At 75.1% G+C, this 18,589-nt stretch carries 15 protein-coding genes and 1 pseudogene; 10 read left to right on the top strand and 6 right to left on the bottom strand.

The annotated features are described in order from the left end of the window. The 4 genes from ACFV4G_RS23265 to ACFV4G_RS23250 form a co-directional block, all read left to right on the top strand. Positions 1-3,243: polymorphic toxin-type HINT domain-containing protein (locus tag ACFV4G_RS23265; protein ID WP_380443379.1), on the top strand; the 3,243-nt coding region annotated here is incomplete at its 5' end. A gap of 3 nt (positions 3,244-3,246) precedes the next feature. Then, positions 3,247-3,522, top strand: coding sequence for a hypothetical protein (locus ACFV4G_RS23260; protein ID WP_380443377.1), 276 nt, complete (start codon positions 3,247-3,249; stop codon positions 3,520-3,522). A gap of 164 nt (positions 3,523-3,686) precedes the next feature. Next, positions 3,687-4,841 carry a DUF6183 family protein gene (locus ACFV4G_RS23255; RefSeq protein ID WP_380443375.1) on the top strand — a complete coding sequence of 385 codons (1,155 nt, stop codon included), beginning with the start codon at positions 3,687-3,689 and terminating at the stop codon, positions 4,839-4,841. Between the two features lie 712 nt (positions 4,842-5,553). Continuing rightward, positions 5,554-6,012, top strand: coding sequence for a hypothetical protein (locus ACFV4G_RS23250; protein ID WP_380443373.1), 459 nt, complete (start codon positions 5,554-5,556; stop codon positions 6,010-6,012). A 418-nt stretch (positions 6,013-6,430) separates the two neighbouring features. Here ACFV4G_RS23250 and ACFV4G_RS23245 read toward each other — a convergent pair whose 3' ends face one another. Then, positions 6,431-7,834 (bottom strand): ATP-binding protein, encoded by a 1,404-nt coding sequence (locus ACFV4G_RS23245; RefSeq protein ID WP_380443372.1) that lies wholly within the window; start codon positions 7,832-7,834, stop codon positions 6,431-6,433. Continuing rightward, complete coding sequence (locus ACFV4G_RS23240; protein WP_380443370.1) at positions 7,831-8,553, bottom strand: response regulator transcription factor; 723 nt, start codon at positions 8,551-8,553, stop codon at positions 7,831-7,833. Before ACFV4G_RS23240 ends, ACFV4G_RS23245 begins: the two co-directional genes overlap by 4 nt. Before the next feature lie 63 nt (positions 8,554-8,616). Between ACFV4G_RS23240 and ACFV4G_RS23235 the strand changes: the two genes are divergently transcribed. Together ACFV4G_RS23235 and ACFV4G_RS23230 are read left to right on the top strand one after the other, a co-directional pair. After that, the gene (locus ACFV4G_RS23235; protein WP_380443368.1) at positions 8,617-9,798 is read left to right on the top strand and encodes a glycosyltransferase; all 1,182 of its coding nucleotides are present in this window, start codon (positions 8,617-8,619) and stop codon (positions 9,796-9,798) included. Positions 9,799-9,828: 30 nt separating this feature from the next. Further along, complete coding sequence (locus ACFV4G_RS23230; protein ID WP_380443366.1) at positions 9,829-10,845, top strand: SDR family NAD(P)-dependent oxidoreductase; 1,017 nt, start codon at positions 9,829-9,831, stop codon at positions 10,843-10,845. Between the two features lie 57 nt (positions 10,846-10,902). On the opposite strand, the gene pcp is transcribed toward ACFV4G_RS23230, so the two are convergent. The 3 genes from pcp to ACFV4G_RS23215 are packed head-to-tail and all read right to left on the bottom strand — an operon-like array spanning position 10,903 to position 13,263. After that, positions 10,903-11,547: a pyroglutamyl-peptidase I gene (gene pcp / locus ACFV4G_RS23225; RefSeq protein WP_380443364.1), complete on the bottom strand. Its 645-nt coding sequence runs from the start codon at positions 11,545-11,547 to the stop codon at positions 10,903-10,905. 28 nt (positions 11,548-11,575) lie between these two features. Beyond that, positions 11,576-12,544, bottom strand: coding sequence for a DUF979 domain-containing protein (locus ACFV4G_RS23220; RefSeq protein ID WP_380443362.1), 969 nt, complete (start codon positions 12,542-12,544; stop codon positions 11,576-11,578). After that, entirely contained in the window at positions 12,541-13,263 is a 723-nt protein-coding gene (locus ACFV4G_RS23215) for a DUF969 domain-containing protein (protein ID WP_380443360.1), read from the bottom strand. Before ACFV4G_RS23215 ends, ACFV4G_RS23220 begins: the two co-directional genes overlap by 4 nt. A 159-nt stretch (positions 13,264-13,422) precedes the next feature. On the opposite strand from ACFV4G_RS23215, the gene ACFV4G_RS23210 reads away from it, so the two are divergent. From ACFV4G_RS23210 to ACFV4G_RS23195, 4 genes are read left to right on the top strand one after another with little or no spacing between them, the layout of a single operon-like run. Beyond that, positions 13,423-14,112, top strand: coding sequence for a GntR family transcriptional regulator (locus ACFV4G_RS23210; RefSeq protein ID WP_380443358.1), 690 nt, complete (start codon positions 13,423-13,425; stop codon positions 14,110-14,112). Then, the gene (locus ACFV4G_RS23205; RefSeq protein WP_380443356.1) at positions 14,109-14,885 is read left to right on the top strand and encodes a LamB/YcsF family protein; all 777 of its coding nucleotides are present in this window, start codon (positions 14,109-14,111) and stop codon (positions 14,883-14,885) included. The genes ACFV4G_RS23210 and ACFV4G_RS23205 overlap by 4 nt, the downstream gene beginning before the upstream one ends. After that, the gene (locus ACFV4G_RS23200) at positions 14,882-15,505 is read left to right on the top strand and encodes an allophanate hydrolase subunit 1 (RefSeq protein WP_380443354.1); all 624 of its coding nucleotides are present in this window, start codon (positions 14,882-14,884) and stop codon (positions 15,503-15,505) included. Before ACFV4G_RS23205 ends, ACFV4G_RS23200 begins: the two co-directional genes overlap by 4 nt. Positions 15,506-15,515: 10 nt before the next feature. Next, entirely contained in the window at positions 15,516-16,382 is an 867-nt protein-coding gene (locus ACFV4G_RS23195; RefSeq protein WP_380443352.1) for a biotin-dependent carboxyltransferase family protein, read from the top strand. 173 nt (positions 16,383-16,555) lie between these two features. On the opposite strand, the pseudogene ACFV4G_RS23190 reads toward ACFV4G_RS23195, so the two are convergent. Further along, positions 16,556-18,589: pseudogene (locus ACFV4G_RS23190) on the bottom strand (hypothetical protein); the annotation flags it as partial.

The following is an 18,589-nucleotide window of genomic DNA, read 5'->3' as shown; positions in this document are numbered from 1 at the left end:
GCCGCCGCCCGCGCCCGCAGCGCCGCCGCCGAGGCCACCCGCGCCGCCAACGCCACCGTCGCGATCGCGGCCCAGGCCGCCGCCGCGGCCGGCGACGCCCAGCGCGCAGCCAACGACGCGGCCGCGCACGCCGAAGCGGCCGCCACCGCGGCCGAGCAGGCCCGCCAGCACGCCAGTGACGCCTCGAACTGGGCCAACGTCGCGAAGGCCGCCGCCACCGCGGCCGACGCCGACGCCAACTCGGCCGACAACTCCGCCAAGCAGGCGCACAAGGTCACCGACATCGCCCGCGCCTCCGACCAGGAGCGCCTGGACGAGCAGCAGGCCGTCGAGATGGCCGCCGCCGACGAGGCCTCCCGCGAGGCCGACCTCAAGGCGAGGACCGCGGCCTGGGAGTCCGGCAAGGTCACCCAGTTCGCCGCCGACACCGACCAGCTGATCAAGGACGCCACCGCGTCCGGCGTCGACGCGAAGACCGCCGTCCTCAAGGGCCGTCAGGCCGCGCTGCGCCTGCTGGACGCCGGCGGTCCGTGGACCAAGGCCGCCGCCCAGACGGCCCTGGAGGGTGACGACAGCGCCGTCCAGGCATTCCTGAGCAGCACGCTGTCCGTCGCCCGGGACCGGGACGACCGCACCAGCGTCATGGCCATCGCCCAGGCGCCGGGCAAGCTGGAGAAGCGCCTGGCCGCCGAGACCGCCTCGGTCGGCACCCCCGACCAGGTGAAGGCCTTCCTCGCCACCGGCCAGTACCCGGGCAAGGACGACGACGACCGCGTCGCCCTCTCCCAGATCATGGCCAACGGCGGCCCCGGCGTGAAGGCCGCGGCCGGCAAGGCCCTGGACGGCACCATCGACGACGTCCGCGCCTTCCTGACGGTCGGCCAGTTCAAGGCCCGCGACGACGACAACCGCGTCCTGGTCACCCAGGCCCTGGCCAGTGGCGGACCCGAGGTCAAGGCGGCCGCCCAGGCCGTCCTGTCCGGACCCGCCGACCGGCTCGTGCCGTTCCTGCAGACCGGGATCCTGAAGGCCCAGCAGCGCGACGCCGTCACGGCCGCCCACGTGGCGACCATCGCGGCCTACCTCGCCACCATCGACGGCTCGGTCGCCCAGGCGCGCCAGTACGCGGCCCAGGCCGGGCAGTCCTACGCCACCGCCAGCAACCTGGCCGACCAGGCGGCGGGCTACGCCAACCAGGCCAGCCAGTCCGCGCAGGCCGCCCAGGGCTTCGCCAACCAGGCCGCGCAGTCGGCCCAGGCCGCCCAGGCCAGCGCCCAGCAGGCCGCCCAGTACGCCCAGCAGGCCCAGGCGTCGGCGGCCTCCGCCAACGCCGCGGCCCGCAGCGCCGGCGTCTCCGCGGCCGCGGCCACCGGCTACGCCGCCCAGGCCCAGCAGTACGCGGCCACCGCGAAGGCGGCGTCCGACCAGGCCCAGGCCAGCGCCGCGGCCGCCCAGCAGAGCGCCGCCGAGGCCGCCAAGGCCGCCGCCGACGCCCAGGCCGCCGTCTTCCAGAAGCAGCAGGCCGAGGCCGCCAACGCCCAGGTCCCGGCCGGCACTGCCGGCACCGACGGAAGCGGTGTCAGTGGAGACCGGGCCTACTACATCGAGGTCGTCCCGCACGACGATGTGAAGCAGGAGATCGTCAAGGACGACATGTCCAAGTGCATCACCGACGACCCCGGCACCATCGGCGGGTGGCTCTTCGGTGACTCCAAGACCTGGCACAACAACGCCGCCGGGCAGCAGGTCTGCACCGTCCCGGTGAAGGTCAAGGTCACGGGCACCGTCGACTACGTCATGCGCACCTGCCCCGAGGCCGGGCTCAGCCTCGACGCCTGCAAGGGCAAGTACAGCGTCTGGGACACCGTCGTCCTCAACACCACGACGCTCGACGGCAAGACCGCGTACGACTCCACCATCGAGCTCACCTACTCCGACTACGCCCAGCACTACAAGGTCTACTGCGGTCCGGAAGGCGGGTGCGCGACCGGGGACAGCTCCAGGCTGCTCCTCCACCTGCTGACCGACGACTTCGTCAAGTGCTTCAACAACCCCGGCCTGAACGCCTCCTGCGCCTGGGCGGCGGCGACCTTCGCCCCCGTCGGCAAGCTCGCCGAAGCCGGCAAGGGCATCATCGCCTTCCGCTTCGCCCTCGAGACCGGCGTCGGCATCGAGGACGCCAAGCTCGCCCTCCAGGCGACGCTCAACGGCTACAGCCAGGCCACGATCAACAGCCTGACCAGCGTGGCCGACGCCGTCACCAAGTTCCGCGGGACCCTGAAGGACGGCGTCGGCACCGAGGCGGCCCTCGCGGCCCTGCGCAACAACCCCAACGCCGACCGCGCCCTCATCCAACGACTGGAGCTCGAGGCCAAGCTCGGGGACGCCGCACGTACGGCATGCCGCGTCAACAGCTTCCCGGCCGGCACCATGGTGGTCATGGGGGACGGCGGGACCCGACCGATCGAGACCCTGCGCACGGGTGACACCGTGCTCGCGGCAGACCCTGTCGCGGGCACCAGCGGCCCGCGTACGGTGACCGCCACCATCCGCACCCCGGACGACCGCGAGTTCACCGAACTGACGGTCCGCCACACCGACGGCAGCTCTGGTGCCGTCACCGCGACCGATCACCACCCGTTCTGGGTCGAGTCGACCCGGACCTGGACCGATGCGGCCGCCGTCCACCCCGGTGACACCCTGCGCACCGACACCGGGGCTGCCGTCCAGGTCTCCTCCGTCCGGCACTGGACCGGACTCGAGCCCGCGTACAACCTGACCGTCAAGGACCTCCACACCTACTTCGTGCTGGCCGGAAACGCCCCGGTCCTGGTGCACAACACCCTTCCCTGCGACAGCTTCACCGGGATCTACGCCGGCGGCAGCACCGTCCTCGCCGAGCTCAAGGACGGAAAGCTGACCATGGCGATCGAGAAGGGCGCGGACGAGAGCATCGCCGTGCCCGGTGGCAAGATGTTCGAGGATGTCATGGCCCATTTCGGCGCCGACAACGTCGCGGCTTTCGAGGCGAAGTGGGTTCCCTCCATGCCGACCAACCTCGATGCGTTCAACGCCAACCTCCTGAAGGGGATGTCCATGGAGGATGCCGCCCGGAACACCTTCACCGGCTACATGTGCTCCAAGTACGGGTTGACGGAGGTCAATGTGAACGAGGCCGCCCTCAAGGGCGTAAAGGGGAGCTACACCAACGCGGAACCGATCTTCTCCAGGCCGAAGGGGTGAGTCGTGTCGGCGGAAAAGCATGAGCTCGAAGAGCTCGTGGCCGGGGGTGCGCCCTTCATGGACGTGCTCGAGTTCGTCAGGACATCACTGCCGGACGAGCTGACACCGGTTCGCTTCCTCTTGGCCGTGCAGGACGAACTCGGCATCTCGTTCACCGAGACCCGGACGGTGCTGGAGTTCTTCGACCCTCAGCTGCAGCCTCTCGTGGATCTGAAGGAAATCGACGGCCGCTGGAACGAGATCGTCCAGCGGTGGGCTTCAAAGGGAACACGGGCATGACGTCGACATCGCTCGTGCTTCCTTGAGCATCTGACGGCCTGAGCAGGCCGACCACCTTCGGGCGCGCAGCCGGTGCGGATCACGCACCGGCTGCGCGCCCTCGCGTTTGCCCCCGGTGGTGGGGCCACACAGGATCCGGCCCGGCGACGGGACATAATCACGCCATGGGCAACGACATCACCCGCACAGTGGACGGCCTGTGCGAGGCCGAGGACTCGGACGTCTCCGTACTGCGCGCCGAGGTCGAATCGCGGGTCGCCACCGGCGAGTTCGGCTGGGCCGGCGACCTCGCCGCGGAACTCGCCGCCCGCACCGCCGCGGGAGAGGACCGCAAGGGCCACTGCGCCGCGGTCCTGTACTGGACACTGAACGCCCTGGCCGCCCGCCCCGGAGCGGACAGCCTGCGCGCCCTGGTGCGCGTGCTGGACTCGCCGCACCAGAGCGTCTCCCCGCGCTACCTGGCCGCGGTCGTGGCCCACGGGCACCGCATCGAGGACATCGCCGACGTGGTGTTCGACCAGGTGCCCGAGGCCGCCCAGTCCCGCGAGTTCGCGGCCTGCCTGCTCCACGAGACGGTGCTCGTCTCCGACGCGGTCAACGGCTACCCCGCGCTGCGCGCCTTCGCCGACACCCTCGTGGCCGAGGGCCACCCCCTCGCCGTGCTGCCACTGGACCTGTTCCCCGAGGAACACGGGCTGCGGCGCCCCGCGGACGCCGCGGACGACTGGACCTGGACGGTGCCCCCCGTGTGGCCGGAGCCGGGCGACGCGCTGGAGACCACGCCGGCGATGCGGCAGCGGACGGCCGACGCCGATCCCACCGAGACCGGCGTGCCCGCGACCGTGGAGGCCATGGGCGCGGCCGTCGCCCACTGGCTCGCCCAGTCCAACGGGAAGATCGCCGCCCAGGAGTTCTGGCTCCCGGACCCGGTCACGCCCGAGGACGTCCCGGCGCTCCTCGCCCTCCTGCCGCTCACCCCCTGGCCCGCGGACGAGGCCCCGGCCAGGCTCCACCCGTCGAGCCCCGACCTCGCGCTGCGCACCCTGCTCACCGCCGCGCTGCGCGCACCGGCCTACGGCCACGGCTGCTACGGCGCCTACGGCAGGCTCGCCGCCTGGCGCTCCCTGGCCGCCCTGACCGCCGGCCCCGCCGACACACCGATCGCCGAGACCGCCGACCGGGTGCGGCAGACCAGCTGGTTCCGCATCGGCACCGCCTCCGCCCCCTGGTTCCACAACGTCGCCTGGGACCTCGCCCTGGCCGCCCTGCGCCCCGGCGGCCAGGAGTTCGCGGTCCTGGCCGCCACCGACACCGACTGACCGCGGCCGTCCGGCCGACGGGTGTCGCGACGTCAATAGCCCCGTGCGGCAACGCCGGGCCATCGTTGCCGACGGCCGCCCACATCACCGTGAACAACCCGGCCTGTTTCACCGCGGCCGACGTCGCGGAGAACCAGCAGGTGCTCGCGGCCGCCGGCCGGTAGTCCGCGGCAAGGCGTCCCGGGGGTCGGCGCCGAAGAGAAAGAGCCCGCGCCGGGGCCCTGGCCGGCCGCCCGGGAGCGGGCCCGGTCGGGTGACCTGTACATGATGCCGTAATCACGTTGTGACAGGGGGTACCTGGTTCGTCCCCGTCCAGGTGTGGTGGGATGTGCCCCGTTGCCGGGCGACGGGCCTGGTGGTGGGCGCTGAGGGGGCGGTGCGTGGTGAGGAGTGGATGGCTGCTCGGGCTGGACGGGGACGCGGCGCGGGTCGCGGGTCTGGGTCTGGTCCGGCTGGCGGCGGACGAGTGGGCGGGCGGGCCGGACGGGGCCGCCGAAGGGTCCACCGGGGCCGCCGCATGGCTGTGGCACGTGCGGGCGGCGTCGTTCGCGGACACGTGGCTGGCCTACGGCGAGTCGCCGGCGCCCGGGCTGCGGGTACCGGCCGGGGCGGTGCTGGAGTCGCGGGGCCCCCCGGGCGCGGGGCGGGGGCGGGGGGGGGGGGCGCGTCGGCGGCGCCGCGGGCCCGCGGGGGGGGGCGCCGGGGGGGGGGGGTGGGGGGCCCCCCCCCCGCGGGGGCGGGGCGGGGGGCGGGGGGGGCCCGGGGGGACGACGGGCCCGCGGCGCTGGAGTGGCTGGGCCTGTGGTCGGCCGAGGCCCGCGAACGGGCGCACTGGGCGGACACCGCCCACCCCAGCGAGCCCGCCGCGCTCGTCCTGGTGTGGCACGGCGTCCAGGCGATCACCGCCGAGGACCCGGAGGACCGCGACGCCCACGGCCGGCACATCACCGAACGCTGCGAGGCCTACGTCCGCGAGCGGCACCGCCGCCAGGACACCCTGGCCCTGCTGCTGTCCTGCGCCCGGATCGCCGCCACCGCCCTGGTCGAACTGGGCGACGGCGACCCGGCCCGCGCCGGCCGGTGGCTGGAGGACCTCGCCGACCGCACCGTGCCCCACGACGGCCCGGCACCCCTGTGGGTCCCGGGCCGGCCGTCGCAGACCGCGGGCTGAGAGGGCGGGCGAGGGGCCGCACACACCCCTGCGGGGCACCCGGGCAGGCCGCCGGGTCCGCCGGGGGCCGACCGGCTGAGGGGGCTCGGCAGGTGGCTGCGGCGAGGACGCCGAGGTACCGGCCAGGTCCGGTCGACGGACCCGTGCCGCCGCGGGTGCCCCGGCGCCCGGCCTGCCCGCAGAGGGGCCGCGGCGAGCAGAATCCGGTGCGGCGCCGGGCCGGGCCCGACCGGCGAGCCCGTGGGGACGTGACCCTTCTCACCGCACGACGGTCCCGAGCCGCCGTACCGGCCCGCTCCCCTGCGCCGGGGCGTCGGTGCGGGCCGGCGGCCGGAGGTGCACCCCCAGCCGCCGTGGCGCGGCCGAGTGCGGGCCGGAGCCACCCGCGCCGCAGGGGCGGCCGGCATCGCCGCCCCGCTCAGGCCGGCAGGCGCAGGCGGAACAGGGCGCCGCCGCCCTCGGCGGCTTCGGCGGTGAGGGTGGCGCCGTGGGCCTGGGCAATCTGGCGGGCCATGGCCAGGCCCAGGCCGGAGCCGGGGAGCGCGCGGGCGGCGGAGGCGCGGTAGAAGCGGTCGAAGACGTACGGGAGGTCCTCGGGGGCGATGCCGGGGCCGTGGTCGCGGACGGTGAGCTCCAGCCGGGTGAGGCGGACTTCGACGGTGCCGCCGGGCGGGCTGAACTTGGCCGCGTTGTCGAGCAGGTTGGAGAGCAGCCGGGCGAGGCGGGCCGGGACGCCCGCGACGGTGCGTTCGGCCGCGGGGGCGTCGAGGGTGTCCAGGGTGTCCAGGGTGTCCAGGGTGAAGGCGACGGCCGGCCAGTGGCCGCGGGCGGTGTCGACGCAGTGTTCGACGAGCGGGGCGAGGGCGACCTGTTCGAGCAGCGGCTGGGGTTCCTCGTCGCGGGCGAGTTCGATGAGGTCGTTGACCATGCCGGTCACCTCGCGCAGCTGGCGGCGCAGCGCGGATGCCGCCCGCTCCCGCTGACTGTCCGTCAGGCGATCGGCGCGGGAGAGGAGTTCGGCGTTGGTGCGCAGCGCGGTGAGCGGGGTGCGCAGTTCGTGGGAGGCGTCGGCGACGAGGCGGCGCTGGGCAGCGACGGACTGTTCGAGTTCGCCGAGCATGGTGTTGAAGCTGTCGGCGAGTCTGGTCAGTTCGTCCTCGCGGCGTCCGGGTGGCAGGTCGATGCGCAGGCCGGCGTCGCGGGTGGCGGCGATGCGTTCGGCGGTGCGGGTGAGGCGGGTGACGGGGGCGAGGGAGGTGCGGGCGACGGTGAGGCCGAGGAGGGCGGCGAGCAGGACGCCGCCCGCGGCGACGGCGGCCATCAGGGCGCCGGCCTGCCGGACGCCTTCCTCGACGCTGTCGGAGCGCAGGGCGACCTGGACGGCCTGACGGGTGCCGGGTGGTGCCGCGGTCATCGGGGTGGTGAGCATGCGGGCGGGGTGGCCGCCGATGGTGAGGTCGGTGAAGTAGCCGGGGCGTTGGCGGGCGGCGACCTGGCGGGTGGCCGGGGTGACGGGCAGCAGGTAGGGCTCGTTCGCCGTCTTGGTGGGGTCGGCGGGGACGATCTGGGCGCAGGCGGGGGCGGCGAGGTAGTTGCATTCGCCGTAGACGACCTGGGGGCCTTGGTCGCGGTGCTGCTGCTGGACGAGGGTGGCCTGTTGGGTGAGGTGCTGGTCGAGCTGGTGGTTGAGTTCGTAGCGCACGACGCTGAACGCGGCGGCGCTGATGCCGAGGGCGACGACGGCGACGGCGGCGGTGCAGGCGAGTGCGAGCCGGGTGCGCAGTGGGCGCCGGCGTCGCCAGCGGGCGTGTGCCGCCCTCATGTCGCCCGGTCCGGGGTGTCGGGGGTGCCGAGGCGGTAGCCGACGCCGTGCACGGTGTGCACCAGGCGTGGTTCGCCGCCGGCTTCCAGTTTGCGGCGCAGGTAACCGACGTACACGGCGAGGGAGTTGGAGTCGGGGCCGAAGTCGGCGCCCCACACCCGTTCCATGATCACCTCGCGTGGGAGGACCTGGCCGGGGTGGCGCAGCAGGACGTCGAGGAGGGCGAATTCGGTGCGGGAGAACTCCACCGGGCGGCCGGCCCGGGTGCCGGTGCGGGTGTGCGGGTCGACCTCCAGGTCGGCGAAGCGCAGGCCGGGTTCCTCGTCGGGGGCGGTGGCGCTGCGGCGCAGCAGGGCGCGCAGGCGGGCGGCGAGTTCGTCGAGGGCGAAGGGTTTGACGAGGTAGTCGTCGGCGCCGGCGTCGAGGCCGTCGACGCGTTCGCTGACGGAGTCGCGGGCGGTGAGCACGAGGATGGGGATGCGGTCGCCGAGGGCGCGCAGGCGGCGGCAGACGGCGAGGCCGTCGAGGACGGGCATGAGGAGGTCGAGGACCATGGCGTCGGGTTGCCAGGAGGCGACCTCGGTGAGGGCGGCGAGGCCGTCGGCGGCACCGCGCACCTGGTAGCCCTCGATGGTGAGGCCGTCCTCGACGGCGGCGCGCACCTCGGGGTCGTCGTCCACGACCAGCACTCTTTGCCCGTTGGCTTGCCCGTTGATCATGTGGGTCAGCCTCTCAAATGCTCTCTGAGAAGTCTCTTAGACGGCCTGAGCAGGCTCGTCGGCATGTGGACGACGACAGAACACGAGACCGCCGAGGAGCTCCCGCCGCTGTCGGTGGTGATCGGGGCGGGTGGCACGGGTGGGCACATCTATCCGGGGCTGGCGCTGGCGGAGGCGCTGCGGCGGGCCGATCCGCGGGCGGTGATCTCCTTCGTGGGGACCGAGCGCGGTCTGGAGACGACGCTGATCCCGCAGGCGGGCCACCGGCTGCACACGGTCGACATGATCCCGTTCGACGCCTCGCTGGGCGCGCGCCGCTACCTGTTGCCGGCGGCGCTGCTGCGCTCGGGCCGGCGGTGCCGGGAGATCCTGCGGGAGCAGGGTGCGCAGGTGGCGGTGGGGATGGGCGGGTATCCGAGTGCGCCGGTGATCGTGGGCGCGCGGATGGCGGGGCTGCCGAGCGTGGTGCACGAGTCGAACGCGGTGCCCGGGCGGGCCAACCGGTTCGCCGCCCGGCTCACCCCGCACGTGGCGCTCGCCTTCGACCGCACGCGGGAGCACCTGCCGGCCGGGCGGGAGGTGCAGACGGTCGGGATGCCGCTGGTGGGGGCGGTGGCCCGGTTGGAGCGGGCGGCGCTGCGGGCGGAGGCGCGGCGGCACTTCGGTGTGCCGGAGGGCGCGGGGCTGCTGGTGCTCAACGGCGGCAGTCTGGGGGCGGCGCGGTTGACCGCGGCGGCCGTCGAGCTGGCCGGGCGCTGGCGTCACCGCACCGACCGGCGGCTGCTGGTCAAGACCGGTCCGGCCGCGCTCCCCGAGGTGCGGGCGGCGCTGGCGGGCAACCCGGTGGCGCACGCGGTCGCCTACCTGGACCGGATGGACCTGGCGTACGCGGCGGCCGACCTCATGGTGTGCCGGGCCGGTGCGGCGACGGTCGCCGAGTTGTCGAGCGTGCGGATGCCGGCCGTCCTGGTGCCCTATCCGCACGCGCCGCACGACCACCAGACGCACAACGCGCGGGTGCTCTCGGACGCGGGCGCCGGTCTGCTGCTGGCGGACGGGGAGTGCACCGGCGAGCGCCTGGCGGAGCTGGTGGATCCGCTGCTCGCGGATCCGCGGCGGCTCGCGGCGATGGCGGCGGCGGCCGATCCGGGTGACCACGCGGTCGCCGCGGACCTGCTCGCGGCGAAGGTGCTGCGCGTGATCGGGCGGGCGCCGGCACCCGCCTCTGCCCCGTACGGGCCCTGAAACACCCGAACCGACTTCTGGAGGACAGTGATGACCAACCTCAACGACACCGTGCGGCAGGACTGGAGCGGGCGGACCGTCCTGGTCACCGGCGCCGAGGGCTTCATCGGCAGCACCCTGGTCGACCTGCTGGTCGAGCGCGGCGCCCGGGTGCGGGCCCTGGTGCACTACAAGCCGTACGCCGAGCGCGGCTACCTCGCCCGCTACCTGGCCGGCCCCGACGGCGCGGTGGAGATGGTCGCGGGCGACGTGCGGGACGCCAACCGGGTCCTGGACGCGGTCGCCGGCTGCGACACGGTCTTCCACCTCGCGGCGCTGATCGGCATCCCGTACAGCTACCAGGCCCCCGAGGCGTACGTGCAGACCAACGTGGTCGGCACGCAGAACGTCGCCGCGGCCTGCCTGCGCCACGGCGCCCGCCTGGTGCACACCTCCACCAGCGAGGTGTACGGGACGGCGATCACCGCGCCGATCGACGAGCGGCACCCGCTGCAGCCGCAGTCGCCGTACTCGGCCTCGAAGATCGGCGCGGACATGATGGCGCTGTCCTACTGGCACGCCTTCGAGCTGCCGGTCGCGGTGGTGCGTCCGTTCAACACCTACGGCCCGCGCCAGTCGGCGCGTGCGGTGATCCCCACCGTGCTGGCCCAGCTCCACTCCGGTGCGCGGGAGATCAGGCTCGGCTCGACCACCCCGACCCGCGACTTCACCTACGCGACCGACACCGCGGAGGGCTTCCTGGCCGTCGCCCGCGCCGACCGCGCGCTGGGCGAGGTCGTCAACCTCGGCACCGGCAGCGAGGTGTCGATCGGCGACCTGGCCAAGGCGCTGATCGTCGCCTCCGGCCGGGACGCCGAGATCGTCGTCGACCCGAGCCGGCTGCGCCCGGGCGGCAGCGAGGTCGAGCGGCTGCTGTCCGACAACCGCAAGGCGCGCGAACTGGCGGGCTGGGAGCCGCTGGTGGGCCTGGACGAGGGGCTGCGCCGCACGTCGGAGTGGGTCGGCGAACACCTGCACCTGCTCGCGCCGGAGCGCTACCAGGTCTGACCGGGGCCGCGGGTGATGTGGTGACGGATCGTCAGGTCCGTCACCACACGGGAGCTTTCAGTGGGTGGCCCCCTCCGGGACGCGCAGGTCGGCGGAGGTGGTGGCCGCGGCGGTGAGCAGGGCGCGCAGCGCGTGGGCGACGGCGTCGGCCGGCAGGGAGGGCTGGGCGCGGTCGAGGACCTGCTCGGGCAGGGCGGGTATGTGGACGAACCCGCCGCGCACGCCGGGGCGTTCGGTGGCGAGCAGGTGCATCAGGGCGTAGAAGACGTGGTTGCAGACGAACGTCCCGGCGGTGTGCGAGAGGGAGGCGGGCAGGCCCGCCGCCCGGACGGCGGCCACGCAGGCCTTGACCGGCAGCGTCGCGAAGTAGGCGGCGGGGCCGCCGGGGACGACGGGTGCGTCGACGGGCCGGGCGCCCGCGTTGTCGGGGATGCGGGCGTCGTCGACGTTGACGGCGACGCGCTCGACGGTGACGTCCGGGCGGCCCGCCGCCTGGCCCAGGCAGACCACCAGGTCCGGGGCGCACTCCCGCACCGCGGCGCGCAGTTCCTCGGCCGCCCGCCCGAAGACGCAGCTCAGGCGGACGGCGGTGACCAGCAGCCCCTCGGGCGGGTTTTCGGTGACGAGGCGGGCGACCTCCCAGGACGGGTTGACGTCGGCGCCGTCGAACGGTTCGAAGCCGGTGAGCAGGACCCTGGTCATGGGCGGGCCTTTCCGAGAAGGGATCAGGTCAGAACGCGAAGAGCGACATGATGGCGATGTTGCACACCAGCAGCGCGCCCGCGGTGGGGATCTGGGCCTTGATCGGCCCGTACTGGTCCTTGAGTTCGAGCAGCGCCGCCGGGACGAGGTTGAAGTTGGCCGCCATCGGGGTCACGAGCGTGCCGCAGAAGCCGGCCAGCATGCCCACGGCCAGGACGACGCCCGGGTGGCCGTGCAGCTGGGTGATGAGGATCGGCCAGCCGATCGCGGCGGTCATCACCGGGAAGGCGGCGAACGCGTTGCCCATGATGATCGTGAACAGGGCCATGCCCAGGCAGTAGAGCGCCACCGCCGCGTACTTGCTGCCGTCCGGCAGGAAGTGGGTGGTGATCCTGCCGACCTGGGCGCCGACGCCGGCGGCCTGGAAGATCGAGCCCAGCACGGCCAGGAGCTGGGGCAGCAGCAGCGACCAGCCCATCGCCTCCAGCAGCCCGCGCCCGGAGTGCAGGGCGACCACGGGGTTGCGCTCGCGGGTGAGCAGCAGGGCGATGCCGAGCGCGACGAGGGAGCCGATGCCGAGGCCGAGGAGCGTCTCGCTGCCGGTCTGGAGCAGTGGACTCCCGCCCAGGTGCACGCCCTTGAGGAGCGTGCCGCAGGCGAGTGCGACCAGCGGCAGGGCGAGCGCGGGGACGAACAGCTTGCTGCCCAGGCGCGCGGCGGAGGCGGCCCGCTGCTCGGGGGCGGCGGCCGTGGAGGTGCCGCGTCCGGTGAGGCCGAAACCGGCCAGGCAGATCATCGCCAGGACGGCGGCGCCCAGCGGGGCCGCGGGCGCGCTCTTGTCGGCGACCCGGCTGCCGTAGACGAAGCTCGCGCCGAGCAGGCCCCAGAAGGCGGCGCTGCCGTGGCGCTTGGGGTTGGTGCGGTCCACCGCCATCTGCGCGGCCATCGCGAGGAAGACGGCCCCGACCAGCCAGTACAGCCACTCGACCTTGATCACTTCGTCTTCTCCTCGACGCGGGTGGCGGCTGCTTCGTCGGCCGCGGGGGCGCCCTGGACGTCCCGGGCGAGGGTGGCGTCCAGGCGCAGCAGGCGGGCGCCGTGGACGAGGGTGGCGCAGACCGCGGTGGGGATGGCCCACAGGGCGAGCTGCACCGGTTCCAGGTCGGTGTGGTAGGTCGCGTTGACGAAGCCGGTGATCAGGAGGATCGAGCCGACGGCGAGGAAGCAGTCCTCGCCGAAGAACAGGCCGACGGTGTCGGCGCTGGCGGCGAAGGAGCGCAGGCGTTCGCGGGCCCGTTCGGTCAGGGTGCCGTGGCGGCGCTCGGCGGCGGCCTCGGCCATCGGCGCGATCATCGGGCGCACGGCCTGGGCGGGTCCGCCGAGGCCGGTGAGGCCGAGGGCGGCGGCGAGCTGGCGCACCACCAGGTAGACGGCGAGCAGGCGTCCGGCGCTGACCCTGGCGAGCTTGTTCATCAGGGTGCGGGCCTGCTCCTGCAGGCCGTGGCGCTCCAGGAGGCCGATCACGGGCAGGGTGACGGCGAAGAGGGTCACCGAGCGGCTGGAGGCGAAGCCCGTGCCGAAGGCCTCCAGGACCTTCATCGGGCTCATCCCGCCCAGGAGTCCGGTGACGACGCCGGCGGCGCCGACGACGAGGAGCGGATTTCGCCGGGTGGCGAACCCGGCCACCACGACGAGGATGCCGATCAGAACGATCATGTTCCTGACCGCCTTTCAGAGGGGCCTCCGCCCCTGTGGGTGGCCGTCTGGGGCGCCGCGGGCGGAGGAGGTCCCGGCTGGGTGGGCCGCGACCGTTCGGGGGTTGCCGAGAGGCTAGGGGATTGTGGAACAATCCGACAAGAGTTCAGGAGGTGGAACGTGACCGGGGTTTTCGACGCACTCGCGGCCGACCGGAGCCGGATCGAACGCGCCAGCGCCGCCCAGCGGGTGGCCGACGTGCTGCGCGACCACATCACCGAGGGCCGGCTCGCCCCCGGCACCCGGCTGTCGGAGGAGGCCCTCGGCGACGCGCTCGCCGTCTCGCGCAACACGCTGCGCGAGGCGTTCCGGCTGCTGGCCGACCAGCGGCTGGTCGTACACGAGCTGAACCGCGGCGTGTTCGTCCGGATCCTCAACCCGGCCGACGTCGCCGACATCTACACGCTGCGCCTGGCCCTGGAGACGGCCGGCGTGCGCGCCCTGCACAGCGCCGCGCCCGAGCGCCTGGCCGCGGTGCGGGCCGCGCTCGCCCGGGCCGAGGGCGCCGAAGCGCTCGGCGACTGGGTCACCGTCGGCACCGCCGACCTGCACTTCCACCTGGCCGTCGCCGGGCTCGCCGGCAGCGAGCGGATCGACGAGTGCATGGCCCGCCTGGTCGCCGAACTGCGCCTGGCCTTCGCCGCCGTCCCCTCGGCGCGCGAACTGCACGCGCCGTTCCTGCGGCGCAACCAGACGCTCACCGGGCTGCTGGAGTCGGGCGAGATCGACGACGCCGAGGTCGAGCTGACCCGGTACCTGAACGACGCGCGCGCGGTGATCATCCGGGCGATGACGGGGGGCGTGAGGTGACGCCGCCGCCCGATCCGACGGTCATCGACCTCAACGCCGACCTCGGCGAGGGCTTCGGGCGCTGGACCCTCACCGACGACGAGGCGCTGCTGTCGGTGGTCACCAGCGCCAACGTCGCCTGCGGCTTCCACGCCGGGGACCCGTCCACCATGCGGCGGGTGTGCGCGCTGGCCGCCGAGCGGGGCGTGCGGATCGGCGCGCAGGTCTCCTACCGGGACCTCGCCGGCTTCGGGCGCCGCGCGATGGACGTGCCGCCGGACGAACTGGCGAACGAAGTCGCCTACCAGATCGGGGCGTTGCAGGTGTTCGCGCAGGCGGCCGGGGCGCGTGTCGCGTACGTCAAACCGCACGGCGCGCTGTACAACCGGACGGTGCACGACGAGGAGCAGGCGCAGGCGGTGGTCCGGGGCGTGCACCTGGCCGCGCCGGGCCTTCCCGTCCTCGGCCTGCCCGGTTCGCGACTGCACGAGGCCGCCGGGCGGGCCGAACTGCCGGTGGTCGCCGAGGCGTTCGCCGACCGCGCCTACACGCCGCACGGCACGCTCGTCCCGCGCCGCGAACCCGGCGCCGTCGTGCACGAGGCGGACGCCGTCGTCCGCCGCTCGGTCGCCATCGCCCGCGACGGCGAGGTCACCGCGCGCACCGGCGAACGCGTCCGGCTGCGGGCCCGCTCCCTGTGCGTGCACGGCGACACCCCCGGCGCCGCGGACCTCGCCCGCCGGGTCCGAACGGCCCTGCGGGCGGCCGGAGTCCGGGTGGAGGCGTTCGCGTGAGCACACGAGTCCTGCGGGTCGGCCAGGACGCGCTGCTGGTCGAGCTCGACGGCGCCGAGGAGACCGCCGCCTTCCACGCCGAACTCCAGCGCCGGCGCGCCGCGTCCGTGCTCCCGCCCGTCGCCGAGGTCGTGCCCGCCGAACGGACCGTCCTGCTCGACGGCGTCGCCGACCCCGACGCCCTGGCCGCCGAACTCACCGGCTGGCACGTGCCGCCGCTGCGGGCGACGTCCGACGAGACGGTGACCGTCCCGGTGCGCTACGACGGCGCGGACCTCGCCGAGGTCGCCGCGCTGTGGGGCGTCGCCGAGGACGAGGTCGCGCGCATCCACTCCGCGACCGAGTTCCGCGTCGCCTTCAGCGGCTTCGCCCCCGGCTTCGGCTACCTCACCGGCCTGCCCGAGCGCTACCGGGTACCGCGCCGGGCCGTCCCGCGCCCCGCCGTCCCGGCCGGCTCGATCGCCCTCGCCGGACCGTACACCGGCGCCTACCCGCGCCCCTCCCCCGGCGGCTGGCAGCTGATCGGGCACACCGACGCCGTGCTGTGGGACCCCTCCCGCGAGCGCGCCGCCCTGTTCAGCCCGGGCACCCGGGTCCGCTTCGTCATCGAGGACGCGTGATCAAGGAAGCATGACCGTAACCGTTGTGAGCACCGGCCTGCTGACGACCGTCCAGGACCTCGGCCGCCCCGGCCACGCGCACCTGGGCGTGCCCCGCTCCGGCGCCCTCGACCAGCCCGCCCACCGCCTCGCCAACCGCCTGGTCGGCAACCCCGCCACGGCCGCCACGCTGGAGACGACCGTGCTCGGCTGCGCGGTGCGCGCCCGGCGCGCCGTGACGGTGGCCGTCAGCGGCGCGCCGTGCGCCGTCCGCGTCGACGGACGGCCCGCCGCGTGGGCCGCGCCGGTGCGGGTGCCCGCCGGGGCGCTGCTGGAGGTCGGCGCGGCCACGTCCGGCGTGCGCAGCTACGTGGCGTTCGCGGGCGGACTGGCCGTCACCCCCGTGCTCGGCAGCCGCTCCACCGACCTGCTGTCGGGGCTGGGCCCCGCGCCCCTGGCCGTCGGGGACGAGCTGGCGCTCGGCACGCCGTGCGGCCCGGCGGCTGGGGCGGACGTGGTCGCCTCCCCCGCCGCGCCCGACCCGCTGCTCCTGCCGGTGCTGATCGGCCCGCGCGACGACTGGTTCACCGAGCGCTCCCTGGCCGTCCTCACCGGCTCCGGCTACCGCGTCTCCCCCACCAGCAACCGGATCGGCCTGCGCGTGGACGGCCCGCCGCTGGAGCGCGCCCGTGAAGGCGAACTCCCCAGCGAGGGCATGGTCCTGGGCGCCGTCCAGGTCCCGCCGGACGGCCGCCCGGTGGTCTTCCTCGCCGACCACCCCACCACCGGCGGCTACCCCGTCATCGGCGTCGTCCCCGCCACCGCCCTACCCGCCGCCGCCCAGGCCGCCCCGGGCACCCCGGTCCGCTTCACAACGGTACGACGCCGGCGGCGGTGAGTTCGGCGCCCCGCACGCCCGGCCGTAGCGCTCCACGAACGCGCGGAAGTCCGAGGGGAGCTGGACGCCGAGCCGCTCGACGGCCCCCTCCCAGCGCACCTCGACGGGTGGGCGGCCCGGGTCGCCCATGAGGTCGCCGAGGTGGCCGAGGGCATCGGCCGGGCCCTGGCCGGTCACGGGGCGCTGCCGGCGGGGGCGCCGTGGATGACGGTCCATGTCGTGGTGAACAACTCGTGTAGTGGGAGCGGGGGTTGGATGCGGGGGAAGGGGGCGTGGATTTCGTTGCCCCATAGGGGGCGGACGGTGTGGGTGGCGAGCTTCGCGGTTTCCAGGGGGAGGTGGGGGGACTTGAGGTCGGTCCACTCGCCGGGGAGGAAGAGGGTGCGGCCGGCGCGGGGGCGTTTGGCTTCGGTGACGGTGCCGGTGGCGAGGAGTTCGGTGCGGGCGGCGGTGTGCTGTTTGGCCGTCCAGGCGTTCCAGCGGCGGACGTTGCGGTCGGTGGGGGCGGCCAGCGTGGCGAGCTGGAGGTAGAGGGCGGCCGCGTCGGGGCCGACGTCGAGGTGGCGGGCGGCGTGGGCGACGAGGTCGGGGCAGGAGTGCCGCGGGTCGGCTTCGTAGGCGCCCGCCGGGACGGGGGTGGTGCGGGCCCGGTGCATCATGCGCTCCAGGCCGCCGCCGGGCAGGTAGGGCATGAGGACGTTCAACTCGGCTGCCAGTTCCGGGATTTCTCGTACGGTCCGGCGGGCCTGCGGGTCGCTGAGCGCGGCCGGGCACAGGAAGGCCTGGCCGCTGGGCGCGCTGACGACGAGCGGGCCGAAGTCGTAGGCGACGGGCAGGGGGGCGTCGGTGTCCTTGCGGCGGCCTTCGGCCACCGGCAGGCGCTCGGGGCCGAAGCGGCGCGCCAGGCCTTCGGGGGTGTCCTTGACCGCGGCCCGGCCCATCGCCAACAGCAGCTCCGGGCGGTCGAGTTCGGCACGCAGGCGCTCGTACAGGTGGAACGCGCCGGCCACCGCCGGATCGCCGACCGGGCGGTCCGTCCACGCCCACACGAGGGCGCTCGCGGCCTGCCGCAGGTCGAGGCCCACCGGGGTGCCGTAGGGCAGGGCGGGGCCGCCCGGCGGGACGGCCCGCACCTCCACGCCGCTCCCGTACGGGGCGGCCGCGAGCTCCCAGCCGGCCGCCTCCACCGCCGTGTCGGCGCCGGCCGTGTAGCCGCCGGTCAGGCGGCGGGCCCAGACCTCGGACAGGCCCAGGTCGCTCTCCAGCGCGTCGGCGGCCTCGTCGTCGACGGCGGGCAGGGCGCCGAGGCGCTCGCACCACGCGGCGGCCATCCGCTCCGCGGCCGCCTCGACGCCGCCGGGGCGCCACAGGTCGGCCGGGTCCTCGGGCAGGGCCGCGGCCAGGACGGCCCGGCGGCCCTCGTCGCCCAGGCGCCAGCACAGCTTGCCGTAGGTGTCGGCGGTCATCGGGGTGGCCTTGTACGGGGCTTTGGTGACGAGGGCGCGATGGTCGTCCCGGCCGGGTCGGGCGGGCAGGCCGGCGAGCACCAGACGCGCCAGCGGCCGCCGCACTCCGGCGAGTTCGGCGAAGCGCGCGACCGCCGCCTCGGACAGCGCGAGCGGCCCTGCCGTCTCGACGGCGGCGACGAGGGCGCGCAGGCGGGCGGCGTCGTCGCGGTCGATGCGCACGAGCCGGGCGGTGGGGACGGGCTGCGCGAGCGCCGAGTCCGCGCCGGTGACGAACCAGTGCTGCGACGTCCCCTGCGCCCGTACGCGCGCCGACGCCACCGCGAGGCCGTCCGCGCGCAGGCGGGCCAGGGTCGCGGTGTCCGTGCGCCCCGTCCGCCAGTGGCTGCCCGCGCGGGCGAACGGCTGGTCGGCCCAGGTGTCCAACAGGGCCAGCAGGGCTGCGCGTTCGGCCCCGGGCGTGGGGGCGATCACGGCCCGCCAGGCGGCGGCGTCGATCGCGCCCAGCAGCTGCGGCCACTCGTGCGGGGGCGCGGGCGGCGAGAGGCGGCGGACCTCCTCGCCGATGGCGCCCGCGAGGTGGGCGCCGTCGGCGGCGAGCGCACCCAGGGTGGCGGGCAGGGCCCCGGGGGGGCCGGGGGGGCCCCCCGCCCCGGGGCCCCGGCCGGGCGGCGGATCGGCCCCGCGCCGGGCCGGGCGCCCAGCCGCCGTGGGCGGCGCCGCGGGGTGACCCGCCACCGG

Origin of the sequence: Kitasatospora sp. NPDC059747 (assembly GCF_042732955.1) — a bacterium.
Classification (GTDB): Bacteria; Actinomycetota; Actinomycetes; order Streptomycetales; family Streptomycetaceae; genus Kitasatospora.
The sequence above is the reverse complement of the archived record's forward strand: the minus strand, read 5'-3'. Positions and strand labels throughout refer to the sequence as shown.

Bases quoted from the DNA above. Each gene is read 5' to 3' on its own strand.
- ACFV4G_RS23255 (WP_380443375.1), top strand. From the start codon at position 3,687: ATGGGCAACGACATCACCCGCACAGTGGACGGCCTGTGCGAGGCCGAG.
- ACFV4G_RS23245 (WP_380443372.1), bottom strand. From the start codon at position 7,834: ATGAGGGCGGCACACGCCCGCTGGCGACGCCGGCGCCCACTGCGCACC.
- ACFV4G_RS23240 (WP_380443370.1), bottom strand. From the start codon at position 8,553: ATGATCAACGGGCAAGCCAACGGGCAAAGAGTGCTGGTCGTGGACGAC.
- ACFV4G_RS23235 (WP_380443368.1), top strand. From the start codon at position 8,617: ATGTGGACGACGACAGAACACGAGACCGCCGAGGAGCTCCCGCCGCTG.
- ACFV4G_RS23230 (WP_380443366.1), top strand. From the start codon at position 9,829: ATGACCAACCTCAACGACACCGTGCGGCAGGACTGGAGCGGGCGGACC.
- pcp (WP_380443364.1), bottom strand. From the start codon at position 11,547: ATGACCAGGGTCCTGCTCACCGGCTTCGAACCGTTCGACGGCGCCGAC.
- ACFV4G_RS23215 (WP_380443360.1), bottom strand. From the start codon at position 13,263: ATGATCGTTCTGATCGGCATCCTCGTCGTGGTGGCCGGGTTCGCCACC.
- ACFV4G_RS23195 (WP_380443352.1), top strand. From the start codon at position 15,516: ATGACCGTAACCGTTGTGAGCACCGGCCTGCTGACGACCGTCCAGGAC.